The organism is Mycolicibacterium novocastrense (genome assembly GCF_001499835.1).
Classification (GTDB): domain Bacteria; phylum Actinomycetota; class Actinomycetes; order Mycobacteriales; family Mycobacteriaceae; genus Mycobacterium; species Mycobacterium novocastrense.
In genome coordinates this window covers 1-15,609 of record NZ_LQIH01000021.1, presented here as the reverse complement: position 1 = coordinate 15,609, position 15,609 = coordinate 1, and the positions used below count along the sequence as shown (strand labels likewise).

Genomic DNA, 15,609 nt, shown 5'->3' with positions numbered 1-15,609 from the left:
AAAGGAGGCGCAGCAATGCGAGGAGGCGGAGTTCTCGGCGTTTTGGTGCTCATCTGGTTGCTGATCGGTGCATTCGCCGCATACCAGCGCGGCTACTTCGAAACCAGTGAAACCAATTGCGCGACAGCGGGAAGCATCGCTTTGACAGTGGTGGCCGGCCCGCTGAACTATGCGGGCGTCAACCCCAAGGTTGAGGCCTGCAACATACCGGAACCCAGCCAGTAACAACTGGCACTTGCCAATTCGAAAGGAATACTAATGATCATCCTCGGAGCAATTCTTCTCATCCTCGGACTGATCTTCGGAATCAACATCCTGTGGACCATCGGCATCGTGCTCATGGTCATCGGAGCGGTGTTCTGGATTCTGGGGTCCATGGGCCGTCCCGTCGGGGGCAGGCGCGCCTGGTATTAACGGGGGCTAGAGGCGCCTAAGCGTCCCGCGCGGCCGAGGTCAGCGCCGCGACCGTCATCGCTTTCAAGACGGATCGCGGCCTGGCCTCGGCCGTTTTCGTGGCACCGGACGGCAGCGCGTGCGGCGTCGAGTTCAACAACCCGAACGTCGCGTGGGCCATCAACCGGGCATCGGCCTCCGCCAACGAGCCGTCCAACCGCCGGAGCACATCGACCCAGATTTCGACGTACTGCCGTTGCGCCCGGCGCACCTGACGTTTGGCGGTAGGCGGCAGGTTCGCGAGATCACGATCCTGAATGCGGATGAGATCGGACTCCCCGAGGGCGAAGTCCAGATGGAAGTCGATCAGGCCGTTCAGCGCGGAGGCGGGATCGTCGGCGTGCGCGACGACCTCGGTGGCGCCGGCCAGCAGGCGGGTGCTGATGCCGACCAGTAACTCGACGAGCAACGCCTCCTTGTTCGGGAAGTGCCGATAGATCGCCGGTCCGCTGACGCCGGCCGCCGCACCGATATCCTCCAGCCGCACCGCGAGGTAGCCCCGTTCGGCAACCAGTCGTTCCGCCGCGGCGATCAACTGGGATCGCCGGTCCGACTTGGCCTTGCTGCGTTTGGTGCTCGTAGGCATCTCAGGGACTGGAGTTGAAGACACCGCGCCTCCCGCCCGCCTGTAGACATCTGGAGTTAATCGTGACTAACATACCACCAGTTATTCGTCATTAACTCAACGAAATGGGTTTTCCGATGGCATCGCGGCCTTCACATCGCGAGGAACATCTCGCGCTGGTCGACGAATTGCGTTCCAAGCTCGCCGCGGCCGCCCTCGGCGGGCCCGAGCGGGCCCGCGAGCGTCACGTCAGCCGCGGCAAGCTCTTGCCGCGCGACCGCGTCGACGGCCTGCTGGACCCGGGCAGCCCCTTCCTCGAGCTGTCGCCCCTTGCCGCCGACGGTATGTACGACGACGAGTGTCCGGGAGCGGGCATGATCACCGGGATCGGTCGGGTATCGGGACGCGAATGTGTGATCGTCGCCAACGACGCAACCGTCAAGGGCGGCACCTACTATCCGATCACGGTCAAAAAGCATCTACGGGCTCAGGAAGTCGCGGGCCAGAACCGGTTGCCGTGTATCTACCTGGTCGACTCGGGTGGGGCGTTCCTGCCGCGCCAGGACGAGGTGTTCCCCGATCGCGAACATTTCGGCCGAATCTTCTACAACCAGGCCACTCTGTCAGCCCAGGGAATTGCGCAGATCGCCGCGGTGCTCGGATCCTGCACTGCCGGTGGCGCATACGTGCCCGCGATGAGCGACGAAGCCGTGATCGTGCGCAATCAGGGCACGATCTTCCTCGGGGGGCCACCGCTGGTGAAGGCGGCGACGGGTGAGGTGGTCACCGCCGAGGAACTGGGTGGTGGTGACCTGCATTCGAAGACCTCCGGGGTGACAGACCATTTGGCGCATGACGACCGCGACGCACTGCGCATCGTGCGCCGCATCGTGGCCACCCTCGGCCCGCGCGAACCGCTGCCCTGGGACGTTCGGCCGACCGTGGACCCGGTGGCCGATCAGCACGAGCTCTACGACGTGGTGCCGGTGGACTCACGCGTTCCCTACGACGTGCACGAGGTCGTCACCCGCATCGTCGACGGCGGCGAGTTCGCCGAATTCAAGGCCGAGTACGGCAGCACCCTGGTCACCGGATTCGCCCGCATCCACGGGCATCCGGTCGGCATCATCGCCAACAACGGCGTGCTGTTCGGTGAATCTGCTCTCAAGGGAGCCCATTTCATCGAGCTCTGCGACAAACGCAACACTCCGCTGGTCTTCCTGCAGAACATCTCCGGGTTCATGGTGGGCCGTGATTACGAAGCGGGCGGCATCGCCAAGCACGGCGCGAAGATGGTCACCGCGGTCGCGTGCGCGCGGGTGCCGAAGTTGACGGTGGTGATCGGCGGCTCGTACGGGGCGGGCAACTACTCCATGTGCGGGCGCGCGTATTCGCCGCGGTTCCTGTGGATGTGGCCCAACGCCCGCATTTCGGTGATGGGCGGCGAGCAGGCCGCATCGGTGCTGGCGACCGTGCGCGGCGAGATGACCGCCGAGGAGGAGGAGAACTTCAAGGCGCCGATTCGCGCGCAGTACGAGCACCAGGGCAATCCGTACTATTCGACGGCCCGGCTGTGGGATGACGGGGTGATCGACCCCGCCGACACCAGAACGGTTCTCGGACTGGCACTCTCGGCGGTCGGCCAGGCGCCGCTCGAGTCCATCTCCTACGGCGTGTTCCGGATGTGAGGACATGAACTTCGATACCGTCCTTGTCGCCAACCGAGGCGAGATCGCCGTGCGCGTCATCCGCACACTCCGGGCCATGGGCATCCGGTCGGTCGCGGTGTTCAGCGACGCCGACGCGGGTGCCCGTCATGTCGCGGAGGCCGACGTCGCGGTGCACATCGGACCGTCGGCGGCCAGGGAGAGCTACCTCGACATCGAGGCCGTGGTCTCAGCGGCCCGGCGCACCGGCGCCCAGGCCGTGCATCCGGGTTATGGATTCCTCTCGGAGAACGCGCAATTCGCCGCGGCACTACAGGACGCGGGAATCGCGTTCATCGGTCCGCCGGTCGGCGCCATCCAGACCATGGGCGACAAGATCGCGGCCAAGGCGGCGGTGTCGGCGTTCGGGGTTCCGGTGGTGCCCGGCGTTTCGCGCCCCGGCCTGTCTGACGACGATCTCGTCGCCGGCGCCGACGAGGTCGGTTACCCCGTGCTGGTGAAACCCTCGGCCGGTGGCGGCGGCAAGGGCATGCGCGTCGTGCACGAGTCGGGCGAGTTGCCGGCCGCGCTGGCCAGCGCGCGCCGGGAGGCGGCCGCGGCATTCGGTGACGACACGCTGTTCCTGGAACGGTTCGTGTTGAATCCGCGCCACATCGAGGTGCAGGTGCTCGCCGACAGCTACGGAAACGTGGTGCATCTCGGCGAACGCGAATGCTCCCTGCAACGCCGCCACCAGAAGGTCATCGAGGAGGCCCCGTCACCGCTGCTGGACGAGGCGACACGGGCGAGAATCGGTGCGGCGGCGTGCGATACCGCGCGCAGCGTCGACTACACCGGGGCGGGCACCGTCGAGTTCATCGTGTCGGCCGACCGGCCCGACGAGTTCTTCTTCATGGAGATGAACACCCGACTTCAGGTCGAGCACCCCGTCACCGAGATGGTCACCGGGATCGATCTCGTCGAACAACAGGTGAGGATCGCCGCGGGAGAGAAGCTGTCGATCGCGCAGGACGACATCTCGATGACCGGACACGCGATCGAGGCCCGGGTCTACGCCGAAGACCCCGGACGCGGATTCCTGCCCACCGGTGGCCGCGTTCTGGGTCTCGCCGAGCCGGAGGGCCCCGGCGTCCGTGTTGATTCGGGGTTGGCGCCGGGTTCGGTGATCGGCAGCGACTACGACCCCATGCTGTCGAAGATCATCGCGCACGCCGCCGACCGGGCGGCGGCCCTCCGGGCGCTCGATCGGGCGCTGGCGCACACCGCGGTACTGGGTGTCACCACCAACATCGAATTCCTGCGGTTCCTGCTCGCCGATCCCGACGTCGCGGCGGGCCGCCTCGACACCGGTCTCCTGGATCGTCGCAGCCCGGACTTTCGCCCCGCGTCCGCCGAGGACGTCGACCTGGTCGCCGCCGCGGCGTACATATGGCTGCGCTCGTGGCCCCAACCGGTCGGCGACCTGTGGGCGGTCCCCTCGGGTTGGCGGGTCGGTCGCCATGCGCCGACGACGTACCGGCTGCAGTCCGGTGAGCGCGTCGAGCACGTCCGCCTCACCGGCACACCGTCGGCGGGCAGTGCGGCGATCGAGGACGGCCCACCGCGTCCGCTGTCGGTATCGCCGGCCGACGAGCGACTGGCGGTCACCTTCGACGGGATCGTCACCGACTACGTCGTGGTCGCCGACGACCACCGGATCTGGCTGGCGGGCGCAGGCCGCACCGTCGCGGTCGACGAGGTCCGCGAAGCGCCGGTGCGACCCGACGACGCGCACAGCGGTGACGCGGAACTGACCAGCCCGATGCCGGGTTCGGTGGTGGCCGTGGGGGTGCGCGACGGCGATCGGGTGACGACGGGCACCGTCGTGGTGACCGTTGAGGCCATGAAGATGGAACACGCGCTGAGCGCGCCGGTTGACGGCGTGGTGGAACTCCTTGTCGCCGAAGGCGATCAGGTCAAGGTTGGGCAGCCGCTGGCGAAGGTCATCGCGGACCCGACCGTCGAGAAGGAAGAATCATGACCCCAGCGAGAAGCGGAGCGGATCGCGCATGAATAACGTTCTAGCCACCGGGACACTTCCCGACCACTACGAGCAGCTGGCCAAGACGGTCCGCGACTTCGCCCAGAGCGTGGTCGCGCCCGTCGCCGCCAAACACGACGAGGAACACTCGTTCCCGTACGAGGTCGTCGCGGGAATGGCCGACATGGGACTGTTCGGCCTGCCTTTCCCCGAGGAGTACGGCGGTATGGGCGGCGACTACTTCGCGCTGTGCCTCGCGTTGGAGGAACTGGGCAAGGTCGACCAGAGCGTGGCGATCACCCTGGAGGCGGGGGTGTCGCTGGGTGCGATGCCGGTGTACCGGTTCGGCAGCGAGAAACAGAGGCAGGAGTGGCTGCCGCTGTTGGCGAGCGGTAAGGCGCTCGGCGCGTTCGGCCTCACCGAGGCCGGCGGTGGTAGCGATGCGGGCGCCACCAAGACCACCGCCCGTCTCGACGACGGCCACTGGGTCATCAACGGCTCCAAGCAGTTCATCACCAATTCGGGCACCGACATCACCAAGCTGGTGACGGTGACGGCGGTGACCGGCGAGAAACCCGATGGCAAAAAGGAGATCTCGTCGATCCTGGTCCCGGTGCCGATCGACGGCTTCACCGCCGAACCGGCGTACAGCAAGGTCGGCTGGAACGCCTCCGACACCCACCCGTTGAGCTTCGACGACGTGCGCGTGCCGGAGGAGAACCTGCTCGGTGAGCGAGGCCGGGGATATGCGAACTTCCTTCGGATCCTCGACGAGGGCCGCATCGCGATCGCCGCGCTGTCGGTGGGCGCCGCGCAGGGGTGTGTCGACGAATCGGTCAAGTACGCCAGGGAACGCGAAGCGTTCGGCGCCGCCATCGGCAGCTATCAGGCGATCGCCTTCAAGATCGCGCGCATGGAGGCCCGAGCGCACGTCGCCCGCACGGCCTACTACGACGCCGCCGCGCTGATGCTGGCCGGAAAGCCGTTCAAGAAGGCGGCGTCCATCGCCAAGATGGTGGCCAGCGAGGCCGCGATGGACAACGCCCGCGACGCCACTCAGATCTTCGGCGGCTACGGCTTCATGAACGAGTACTCCGTCGCGCGGCACTACCGCGACAGCAAGATCCTCGAAATCGGCGAGGGCACAACGGAAGTGCAGTTGATGCTGATCGGGCGGGAGCTGGGCCTGTAATGAGTGAGAAGAAGATCGTCGTCCAGCGCGGGTTGTGGTACGAGGAGTTCGAGCCCGGCGTGCTCTACCAGCACCGCCCGGGGCGCACCATCACCGAGGCCGACAACGTCTTGTTCACGACGTTGACGATGAACACCCAGGCACTGCATCTGGACGCCGCGTTCTCCGATGCCTTGCCGCCGTTCAACCAGCGGCTCGTCAACTCGATGTTCACGCTGTCCACCCTGGTGGGGCTATCGGTGGCGCAACTGACGCAGGGCACCATCGTCGGCAACCTCGGTTTTGGCGAAATCGCCTTTCCGAAGCCGCTTTTCCACGGTGACACGCTGTACGCGGAGTCCGAGGTGCTCGAGAAGCGTGAGTCGAAGAGCCGGCCGGGTGAGGGCATCGTGACGTTCTCCCACGTGGGCCGCAACCAGCACGGTGACGTCGTCGCGACCGCGTCGCGCAAGACCATGGTGCGCAAGCGCCCGGAGGGAGAGGCGTAGTGGCGCTCGCGACGGGACCCGCGTGGCTGTTCTGCCCGGCCGACCGCCCGGAACGGTTCGAGAAGGCCGCCGCGGCAGCCGATGTCGTGATCCTCGACCTCGAGGACGGCGTCGCCGCCAAGGATCGGGAAGCCGCGCGCGCGGCACTGATCGAGACGCGGCTGGACCCGGACCGCACGGTGGTGCGTGTCAATCCCACCGCCACCGCCGATCATCCGCTCGACCTCGAGGCGCTCGAAAAGACCGACTACACCACGGTCATGCTCGCCAAGACCGAGGATCCCCAGCAGGTCCGCGACCTGGCGCCGCGCAACGTCGTGGTGTTGATCGAAACCCCGCTCGGGGCGCTCGCCGTGACGGATCTGGCGCGCATCGACAACACGGTCGCGCTGATGTGGGGGGCCGAGGATCTGTTCGCGGTCACCGGCGGCACCTCCAACCGGTACCCCGACGGCAGCTACCGCGAGGTGGCGCGGCACGTGCGATCGCAGACGCTGCTAGCGGCCAAGGCCTACGGTCGGCTCGCGCTGGACTCGGTGTACCTCGACATCAAGGACCTCGACGGTCTGCGGGGCGAGGTCGACGATGCGGTGGCGGTGGGCTTCGACGTAAAAGTCGCGATCCACCCGTCCCAGGTCGCGGTGATCCGCGAGGGCTACTCGCCGACGCCCGATCAGGTGCAGTGGGCGAAAGCCGTTCTGGCCAGGGCGGCAGACGAGCGCGGTGTGTTCGCCCACGACGGGGTGATGGTCGACATGCCGGTGCTTCGGCGCGCCGAACGCATCGTCGGCCTGGCCCCGCGCGACTGACACGTCGCCGCCGCGACACGTCTGCTCGGAGAATCGGCGATGGCCGGGGCGCAGGCATAATGGTGGAAGCCCCAGCACTGCGGCGAGCAGAGCGCATCGTCCAGCCAGCGCCCCACCCCGGCGGTGGCTGACAGCCTCTACACCAGAGGTCTTGCTCGACCCGCCCCCGTGCTGAGCACCTCAGTCGCCTGACGGCGCGATCCGCCGTCAGTGACCCTAGGAGGCGGTATGGCAGGGACCGTTGCGGCACCCCTCGAGTCGCGCAACGTCGACCTGGAGCCGGTTCAACTGATCGCCCCGGACGGGACGCCGACCTCCTCGAGCGCGGCCTCCCGCTACCGTCGAGACCTTCCACCCGAGACGCTCGCCTGGCTCTACGAGACCATGGTGGTCACCCGCGACCTCGACGGCGAATTCGTCAACCTGCAGCGCCAAGGTGAACTGGCGCTGTTCGCGTCCTGTCAGGGCCAGGAGGCCGCACAGATCGGCGCCGCGGCCTGCCTGCGCAAGACCGACTGGCTGTTTCCCCAGTACCGCGAGATCGGCGCCTTTCTGGTCCGCGGCATCACGCCGGCGCAGATCGCCGCCGTGTGGCGGGGTAAGTGGCACGGCGGACTGGGCTTCACCGACAAATGCGTCGCCCCGATCGCGATCCCGATCGGCACCCACGGGTTACATGCGGTCGGCGCGGCGATGGCGGCCCAGCGACTGGGCGAGGACTCGGTGACGCTGGCGTTCGTCGGCGACGGGGCCACCAGCGAGGGTGACGTCCACGAGGCGCTGAACTTCGCCGCGGTGTACCGGGCGCCGTGTGTGTTCCTCGTCCAGAACAACCAGTGGGCGATCTCGGTGCCGGTTTCTGCGCAGATGGCCGGGCCGTCGATCGCGCATCGCGCCATCGGCTACGGAATGCCGGGGGTCCGCGTCGACGGCAACGACGTGCTCGCATGCTTCGCCGTCACCGCTGAGGCCGCGCACCGGGCCCGCGACGGCGGCGGTCCGACGCTCATCGAGGCCGTCACCTATCGGATGGGCCCGCACACGACCTCCGACGACCCGAACCGGTACCGCAGCCGCGAAGAGGTGCAGCAGTGGGCGGCCCGCGACCCGATCGCGCGCTACCGGACGTATCTGCAGTCGGCCGGAGTGTGGACCGAACGGCTCGAGGAGCGGGTCAGGGCCAGATCGAAACGACTGCGCGCCGACCTGCGGGACGCGGTCGTCGGCGCCGAGGACTTCGACGTCGCCGAGGTGTTCGACGCGGTTTACCACGACATCACGCCCGACCTCGCCACCCAACGCGAGCAACTCGCCGCCGAACTCGCGAAGGAGGCGTGACATGACGCAGATCATCGAGCGGCCACCGATGTTCGGCGGGGACGAACCGCGCGATCCGATATTGACGCCCGTCCCGACGGTCACCGAAACGCCCACCCTGACCATGGCGCAGGCCATCAACCGCGCATTGCACGACGCGATGGCCTCCGACGAGCGGGTGCTGGTGTTCGGTGAGGACGTGGCGACCCTCGGCGGCGTCTTCCGGGTCACCGAGGGCCTTGCCGAAACCTTCGGCGCCCAGCGGTGTTTCGACACGCCACTGGCCGAGTCGGCCATTGTCGGGATCGCGATCGGAATGGCCGTCCGCGGCCTGATCCCCGTGCCCGAGATCCAGTTCGACGGGTTCGCCGCACCGGCTTTCGACCAGATCGTCAGCCACTTGGCGAAATACCGGACCCGCACGCGCGGGGACGTCGGCATGCCTGTGACGATCCGCATCCCCTCCTTCGGGGGGATCGGCGCGGTCGAGCACCATTCGGAATCGACCGAAACCTACTGGTTGCACACCGCGGGTCTGAAGGTTGTGGTGCCCTCGACGCCGTCGGATGCGTACTGGCTGCTGCGGCACTCGATCACCAGCCGCGACCCCGTCGTCTATCTCGAGCCCAAGCGCCGGTACTGGGCCCGCGGACCGGTCGACACCTCGACACCGGGCCTGCCGCTGGGTCGGGCGGCGGTACGGCGCAATGGCACCGACGTCACCGTGGTGACCTACGGCCCGCTGGTGGCCACCGCGCTGAGCGCGGCCGACGTCGCCGCCGATCAGCACGGCGCCAGCCTCGAGGTGATCGACCTGCGAACGCTCAATCCGCTGGATTTCGAGGCGATTTCGGAATCGGTGCGGCGCACGGGCCGGGTCGTCGTGATGCACGAGGGCCCGCGCACGCTCGGGTTCGGCGCCGAGCTGGCGGCACGCATCTCAGAGGAGTTGTTCTACGAGCTGGAGGCCCCGGTGCTGAGGGCGACCGGATTCGACACGCCGTATCCGCCTGCGCGGCTCGAGAAGCTCTGGCTGCCAGGGGTCGATCGACTGCTCGACTGTGTCGAGCGAACGTTGGAGCAGCCATGACGGTGATGGACTTCCTGGTGCCTGACCTCGGCGAGGGCCTCGAGGACGCGACGATCACCGCGTGGAGCGTGGCGGTCGGCGACGACGTCGAACTCAACCAGACGCTGTGCACGGTCGAGACCAACAAAGCCGAGGTCGAGATTCCCAGCCCGTATGCGGGCACAGTGGTCGAACTGGGCGGGCGGGAAGGCCAGACGCTCGCGGTGGGCGCGACTCTGGTGCGCATCGCGACGGAGGTCGAACCGCCCGCCCAGAAGCGCAAGCCCGTGCTGGTCGGCTACGGCACCGACGCGGCGATGGACCACAGCAGGCGAGCGGCGGCACCGCCGCACCGCGTGCGCGCCAAGCCGCCGGTGCGCAAGCTGGCCGCGGAGCTGAACGTGGACCTGGCGGCGCTGACGGGCTCCGGGCCCGACGGTGTGATCACCCGCGAGGATGTGCTCGCTGCGGCGGGTAGGTCCGCGCCGAGTCCCGACATGATGACGGTGGGCGGCGTGCAGGCCGAGATGGCGCGTCGAATGACGATGTCGCGCAAACAGATCCCCGATGCACACACCGCCGTGCAGGTGGATGGGACCAATCTGCTGAGGCTACGCGATCACCTGCGCGACCGAGCCGGTCAGGACGCGCCGATCACGCCGTTCGTGCTCACGCTGCGACTGCTGACCATCGCCCTTCGGCATCACCCCACCTTGAACGCCACGTGGGTGGACACCACCGACGGTGCTCAGATTCATCTGCATTCGGCGGTGCACCTCGGGTTCGGCGTCGCGGCACCACGTGGCTTGTTGGTGCCCGTCGTCAGTGACGCCCACCTCAAGACCACTCGTCAACTCGCGGACGAGGTGGCACGGCTGATTCGGGGTGCGCGCGCCGGCACGCTGAAACCGACCGAACTGCAGGGCTCGACGTTCACCGTGTCGAACTTCGGTGCGCTCGGCCTCGACGACGGCGTGCCCGTCATCAACTATCCCGAAGCCGCCATCCTGGGCGTCGGCTCGCTCAAACCTCGCGCGGTCGTGGTCGACGACGCGGTCGTCGCGCGGCCGACGATGAACCTCACCTGCGCGTTCGACCACCGGATCGCCGACGGTGCGCAGGTGGCGGCGTTCCTGTGCGAACTGCGCGATCTCATCGAAGCGCCGGAGACGGCATTGCTCGATCTGTAGCGGGCATGATTCGGCCATGGCGCAAAGTGACAGCTGTCCGTGCGGCAGCGGTGAGCTGTATTCCGCATGCTGCGAACCGCTCCACGACGGTGCACGCGTCGCGGCGACAGCCGAGGAATTGATGCGTTCGCGTTACGCCGCGTTCGCCAAAGGTGTTGAGGATTACCTCTTTACAACGTGGCATCCACGGACGCGGCCACCCGATGTCACGGTCGATCGCGAGATGGCCTGGACCGGGCTCGAGATCAGCGATGTGGTCGCGGGCAGCCAAGGCGACCAGCACGGCCAGGTCGAGTTCACGGCCCGTTACATCCACGCGGGCCGGCCAGGGGCGATGCACGAACGCAGCCGGTTCGAGCGCCGCGCGGGCCGCTGGTTCTACGTCGACCGCATCTAGCTCACTTGCGTTGTGCGGCCGCCAGACGTTGCTGGAATTCGGGGGAGCGGATCGAGGTGGCCTGCGGGCCGAGTTCGGTGTCGACCGCGACGCGGTGCTGGTCGATGTCGACGACGCCGGGGTTGGCCGTCGCCCTCATCGACGCCTTGGTCGCGAGCACCACCTCGCGCGGTGCGCCCGCCGGTCCCCGGGCCAGCTCCTTCGCCGACGCCACGGCGTCGTCGGCGACCTGCAAAGCCAGGCCGTACTGGACCGCGGTTTCGGCGTCGAACCGCATGCCGAACAGCAGTGACGCGCGGGCGGCCTGCGGACCGATCGCTCGCTGCAGCATCCAGGTCGCCCCTCCGCCGGGATGGATGCCCAACTTCTGGAAGCGCGGGTCGAACAGGGCGGCCGGCCCGGCGATACGCACGTCGGCCGCCAGAGCCAGGTTCAATCCGGCTCCGACGGCAGCGCCGTTCACCGCCGCGATGGTGGGCAGTGCGCAGTTGGCGACGGCGAGGAAGCCGTCGTAGATCTTGCGCAGCCCGTCCTCGGTCGCCGAACCGAGCGCGCTCAGATCCGCGCCGGCGCAGAACGCCTTGCCCGCCCCGGTGACGATGACGGCGTGCACGTCCGGGTTGGCCTCGGCCGCGTCCACGGCTTCGCGAAGCGCAGCGGACATCTCGAACGTGACCGCGTTGCGGCGCTCCGGGTCGTTGACGGTGAGGACGGCGACGCGGTCCTCGATATGGATCAGTACCGGATCAGTCACCGGCTCAGCCTAGTGACCCGTCAGTTGGCGACGGTGAGCGTGACGTTGTGCAGCGCCACCGCGACATCGCTGGGCAGGATGTCGACGAAGGTCGGCACGTCGCGGATGGCGCCACCCGAGGCGATCAGATTGCCGGGATAACTGGGGCTGCACGGAAAGTTGTGGCAGCGATACCAGAAGCCCGGTGCGCTCTGGTACGGAAACATGCTGGGCGCCTGGTCCACCCGGTAGCGGCCCGGTTCGATGGACGCCGTGGTCCAGCCCGGCCGCGGGTTCGTGGCGACGTTGAACACGCCGTTGCTGCCGTAGCTCGGCGGGCCGGCGTGCGCGGGGACGGCGAGCGCGAGGGCCATAGCGCCGGCCGACACGGCTGCAGCGATCCCGCGGCTCGAGTTCACGCCGCCGAGTCTATCGACCCGTCGCCCCGGCCAGGGAGATATCGCCTGACGGGTGACGGTCAAGCGGCGGCGTCGGCCCCCGTACCCCCGCCCCCGCCGGGCGCACCCGTGTCGCCGCCGGTGGGGTCGTTTTCGGCATCGCTTGCCGAACCGGGTTGCGTCGTGTCGACCGTGACGACGGAATCGTTTTGGCGCTGATCGCTTTTCGGGCCGAAGCTGTCGCGAAGCCTGCCCGGCAGGGCTCTCACGCTGTCGCGTAGCACGTTGAGCTGCGGGCGGCGCTTCTGCGCGGTCTCCGGATCGCCTGCGCCGGGCCGTCGAGGCGGCTCTGCCGTGGCCAGCCGTGTGGTTTCGGTCTGCCGCTGCGTCATCTCCGGTTCGACCGCCGGCCCCGCGTCCACCGTTGCGTCCAGCTCCGCCGTCATCTCCGGTTGCACCGTCGGCCGTGGTGACGTGGCCGCCGACAGGCCCTGCAGGATCGCGCCCGGAACCTTCGCCGCCGTGGCCAACAGCTCGTCGGGCGGTGGAGCGAGCCGGGCCGGGCGGTAAGCGCTCGGATCCCGGGGGATCGGATTGCCGCCGTAGTAGGCCGAGTCGACGGCCAGCTTCAGCACCGGCCCGGTGAGCTCGGCCAATTGATCGCCGAAGACGTCGCGGATCAGCCGGGTCAGCGGAAGCTCTTCGGCGGTGTACGTGACGTAGGTGGTGTTGTCCCGTGTGGTGACGTAGGCCGTGATCCTGTCTTCGGGGGGAGCACTGCACTGCGCGTCGGGGCAGTCGAGGACGGCGCCGCTCACGAGGATCGCGCAGGTGTTGGCGTCGCACTCGACGGTCGGGTTGCCCTCGGCGTCGACGGGGAGCACGCGCTCGGATTGGTTCAGCCGCGTGTAGAGGTAGCCGACCAGCGAGTTGACCGCGGCCACCGGGTTCAGCACGTCGGCGGGGGCGTTGGAGTTGTAGTCGTACTCGTAGCCGGTGTTGACGACGCGCAGGGCTGGGACGTCGCTCGGGGTGGGGATCGGGTTCACCCCGATCAGCGCGAACCACGGATACCTGGTGCCGAAGCCGCCGTCCGGGCGTGCGACGTCGTTGTCGAGGATGAAGACGGTGTCCTTCAGATCCGACCGGTTGCGCAGTAGCAGCAAACTGGCGTTCGCCGCGCCCCAGCCGGAAGCCAGCACCGCGTTCTGTTCGCCGGCGTTGTCGCGCAGAGCCTGTTCGATACCGGCGGGACCGGTGCGGAAGTCGACGTAGACGATGTCTTTCCCGTCGACCCCTGTGTAGACCGGGTCACGGAACTTCCCCTCGAAGAAATCGGCGACGCCGGCGCCGGTCGGGTTGGTCGAGCTGCCGACCACGATGAGCGCTGTCAGATCCACGAGAGACGCCGAAATGGACGCCGGCTGGGTGGCTGCCAGCCCGACGACACTGGTCGCGACACCGACGGCCGCCACCCCCGTCGCTAGTCGTGTCCATCTTTTGCCCGACTTGACCATCCGCGGTCCTCCCACCCGATGCGCAGCAAACACGAGCGCTGTGTGGGCCGATAGTACGCGAAGGGCTACAGCTTGGCGATCAGAGCGGCCGCGCGAACGTCGTCGTCGACGGTCAGCGCGATCTGGACGGCGTCGCCCCGACGCGCCCAGCGGATGGTCACGTCCTCGCCGTAGCGGATCGGCCTGCGATATTCGACCACCGCGCGGTACGGGGCGCGGCAGACGTCGGGGACGTGCGCCATCACCTCGTGGATGGCGTGCCAGTAGGCGGTGTTGGTGACGTGCTCGAAGATGTCGATGTCGGTGCGGCGTAGCGGGAACGCAAGGTCTTCGTCCGCGTCCTCGAGATTGGTCAACCAGGGCCGCCATTTGAGCCGGAGTTCGTTGGTGGTGGTTGCGAACCGGGCGATCAGGGAGTCCGAGGCGCGCTGCGGCGTAAGGGTCTTGCTGTTGATGGCGATCCAGAAACCCTCGGTCTCGATGCGGCCGCCGTCGCTGCCGACCAGGTCGACGCGCATCGTGCACCACCGGGTCGACAACGCGGAGCACCAGCGGCTGAACGAGATCTCGTTCGGGAACTCGATCGGCTCGATGACGTCGATGACGGTGCGCTGCACGAGCCAATGGGGGTGGTCGTCGGCCTCGCCGGCGTCGACGAGGTTCTCGGCCCCGACCTCCTGGATGTAGCGCGCAACGCCGTCGAGGCGCAGGTTCAGGTCGCCGTCGATGTCGCCGGTGGCGACTCGCCACGCCGTGCGGTAGACGTATCCGGTCTCCGGCAACGGGCTGAGCCGGTGCGCGACGTCGTTGGTGGGCATCGGGTCAAGTATCGGCCGAGACAAAAATCCGCGATCAGCGCCCCCGGCAGTGTGGTGTTTCAGGACATCGGAATAGGGTGTCTCAAGACATCGGTATAGGTGGGTCGGCCAGTTTCAGCTGGTGTCGAAGGCTCGCCTGGTCATCACCGCAGTTCTTGTCGAAGGCCGCTCGCAGTCGCAGGTCGCCCGCGATTACGGGGTCTCCCAGTCCTGGATCTCCCGACTGGTCCGCCGCTACACCCTCGAGGGCGAGGCCGCGTTCCAACCCCGCTCCAAGCGCCCCAAAACCAGTCCCACCCGGCTCCCGCAAGCCACCATCGACCTCATCATCGAGCTACGCAAACAGCTAGCGGGCAAAGGACTCGACGCTGGACCCCACACCATCGCCTGGCACCTGCACCACCACCACCAACTGCGCGTGTCCACCGCCTCGATCAGCCGCCACCTGCACGCCGCCGGCCTGATCGACCCCGCCCCCGCCAAACGACCCAAATCGTCCTACATCCGCTTCGCCGCCGAACTGCCAAACCAATGCTGGCAAGCCGACTTCACCCACTGGCGCCTCGCCAACGGCACCGACACCGAAATCTTGTCCTGGCTCGACGACTGCTCCCGCTACGCGCTCTCAGTCACCGCCCACCCACGCGTCACTGGCGCCGTCGTCGTCACCGCATTCACCAAAGCCGTGCACCACCACGGCATTCCGTACTCCACCCTGACCGATAACGGCATGGTCTTCACCACCCGCCTAGCCGGCGGCAAAGGCGGACGCAACGCCTTCGAAGCCGAACTACACCGCCTCGGAGTCCACCAAATCAACTCCACCCCCAACCACCCCACCACCTGCGGGAAAGTCGAACGTTTCCAACAAACCCTCAAAAAATGGCTCACTAGCGCACCCCGCGCCACCACCCTCACCGAACTACAAACCCAACTCGACACCTTCGTCGACGAATACAACCACCGCCGCCCCCAC

The 15,609-nt window shown here is 67.7% G+C and carries 17 protein-coding genes; 12 read left to right on the top strand and 5 right to left on the bottom strand.

What is annotated here, in order from left to right; genetic code table 11:
* Positions 1-15 precede the first annotated feature (15 nt).
* Complete coding sequence (locus AU072_RS15885) at positions 16-225, top strand: hypothetical protein (RefSeq protein ID WP_064414672.1); 210 nt, start codon at positions 16-18, stop codon at positions 223-225.
* Between the two features lie 33 nt (positions 226-258).
* Positions 259-414 (top strand): DUF6131 family protein, encoded by a 156-nt coding sequence (locus AU072_RS28330; protein ID WP_165595612.1) that lies wholly within the window; start codon positions 259-261, stop codon positions 412-414.
* Positions 415-430: 16 nt separating this feature from the next.
* On the opposite strand, the gene AU072_RS15880 is transcribed toward AU072_RS28330, so the two are convergent.
* The gene (locus AU072_RS15880) at positions 431-1,039 is read right to left on the bottom strand and encodes an SACE_7040 family transcriptional regulator (protein WP_064414671.1); all 609 of its coding nucleotides are present in this window, start codon (positions 1,037-1,039) and stop codon (positions 431-433) included.
* Between the two features lie 116 nt (positions 1,040-1,155).
* Here AU072_RS15880 and AU072_RS15875 point away from each other — a divergent pair, with 116 nt between their 5' ends.
* From AU072_RS15875 to AU072_RS15835, 9 genes are all read left to right on the top strand, one after another.
* Positions 1,156-2,706 carry a carboxyl transferase domain-containing protein gene (locus AU072_RS15875; RefSeq protein ID WP_064414707.1) on the top strand — a complete coding sequence of 517 codons (1,551 nt, stop codon included), beginning with the start codon at positions 1,156-1,158 and terminating at the stop codon, positions 2,704-2,706.
* Positions 2,707-2,710: 4 nt separating this feature from the next.
* Positions 2,711-4,705, top strand: coding sequence for an acetyl/propionyl/methylcrotonyl-CoA carboxylase subunit alpha (locus AU072_RS15870; protein WP_064414670.1), 1,995 nt, complete (start codon positions 2,711-2,713; stop codon positions 4,703-4,705).
* 28 nt (positions 4,706-4,733) lie between these two features.
* Complete coding sequence (locus tag AU072_RS15865; RefSeq protein WP_064405635.1) at positions 4,734-5,897, top strand: acyl-CoA dehydrogenase family protein; 1,164 nt, start codon at positions 4,734-4,736, stop codon at positions 5,895-5,897.
* Complete coding sequence (locus AU072_RS15860; RefSeq protein ID WP_064350350.1) at positions 5,897-6,385, top strand: MaoC family dehydratase; 489 nt, start codon at positions 5,897-5,899, stop codon at positions 6,383-6,385. Before AU072_RS15865 ends, AU072_RS15860 begins: the two co-directional genes overlap by 1 nt.
* Complete coding sequence (locus AU072_RS15855; protein ID WP_064414669.1) at positions 6,385-7,194, top strand: HpcH/HpaI aldolase/citrate lyase family protein; 810 nt, start codon at positions 6,385-6,387, stop codon at positions 7,192-7,194. The genes AU072_RS15860 and AU072_RS15855 overlap by 1 nt, the downstream gene beginning before the upstream one ends.
* 228 nt (positions 7,195-7,422) lie before the next feature.
* Positions 7,423-8,532, top strand: coding sequence for a pyruvate dehydrogenase (acetyl-transferring) E1 component subunit alpha (gene pdhA, locus AU072_RS15850; RefSeq protein ID WP_064414668.1), 1,110 nt, complete (start codon positions 7,423-7,425; stop codon positions 8,530-8,532).
* A gap of 1 nt (position 8,533) precedes the next feature.
* The gene (locus AU072_RS15845) at positions 8,534-9,601 is read left to right on the top strand and encodes an alpha-ketoacid dehydrogenase subunit beta (protein WP_064414667.1); all 1,068 of its coding nucleotides are present in this window, start codon (positions 8,534-8,536) and stop codon (positions 9,599-9,601) included.
* Positions 9,598-10,770, top strand: a complete 1,173-nt coding sequence (locus AU072_RS15840; RefSeq protein ID WP_064414666.1) for a dihydrolipoamide acetyltransferase family protein — start codon at positions 9,598-9,600, stop codon at positions 10,768-10,770. Before AU072_RS15845 ends, AU072_RS15840 begins: the two co-directional genes overlap by 4 nt.
* Before the next feature lie 16 nt (positions 10,771-10,786).
* On the top strand, positions 10,787-11,167 hold the full coding sequence (locus AU072_RS15835; protein ID WP_064414665.1) for a YchJ family protein: 381 nt from the start codon (positions 10,787-10,789) through the stop codon (positions 11,165-11,167).
* Position 11,168: 1 nt separating this feature from the next.
* On the opposite strand, the gene AU072_RS15830 is transcribed toward AU072_RS15835, so the two are convergent.
* The 4 genes from AU072_RS15830 to AU072_RS15815 all read right to left on the bottom strand — a co-directional run bounded on the left by AU072_RS15830 (position 11,169) and on the right by AU072_RS15815 (position 14,633).
* Complete coding sequence (locus AU072_RS15830; RefSeq protein WP_064414664.1) at positions 11,169-11,921, bottom strand: enoyl-CoA hydratase; 753 nt, start codon at positions 11,919-11,921, stop codon at positions 11,169-11,171.
* A 20-nt stretch (positions 11,922-11,941) separates the two neighbouring features.
* The gene (locus AU072_RS15825) at positions 11,942-12,274 is read right to left on the bottom strand and encodes a hypothetical protein (protein WP_120271042.1); all 333 of its coding nucleotides are present in this window, start codon (positions 12,272-12,274) and stop codon (positions 11,942-11,944) included.
* Between the two features lie 104 nt (positions 12,275-12,378).
* Positions 12,379-13,815, bottom strand: coding sequence for a PE-PPE domain-containing protein (locus AU072_RS15820; RefSeq protein ID WP_082680911.1), 1,437 nt, complete (start codon positions 13,813-13,815; stop codon positions 12,379-12,381).
* Between the two features lie 65 nt (positions 13,816-13,880).
* The gene (locus AU072_RS15815; protein ID WP_064414662.1) at positions 13,881-14,633 is read right to left on the bottom strand and encodes an acyl-[acyl-carrier-protein] thioesterase; all 753 of its coding nucleotides are present in this window, start codon (positions 14,631-14,633) and stop codon (positions 13,881-13,883) included.
* 121 nt (positions 14,634-14,754) lie between these two features.
* Between AU072_RS15815 and AU072_RS15810 the strand changes: the two genes are divergently transcribed.
* A partial coding sequence (locus tag AU072_RS15810) for an IS481 family transposase (RefSeq protein ID WP_064414661.1) occupies positions 14,755-15,609 on the top strand: 855 nt, incomplete at its 3' end.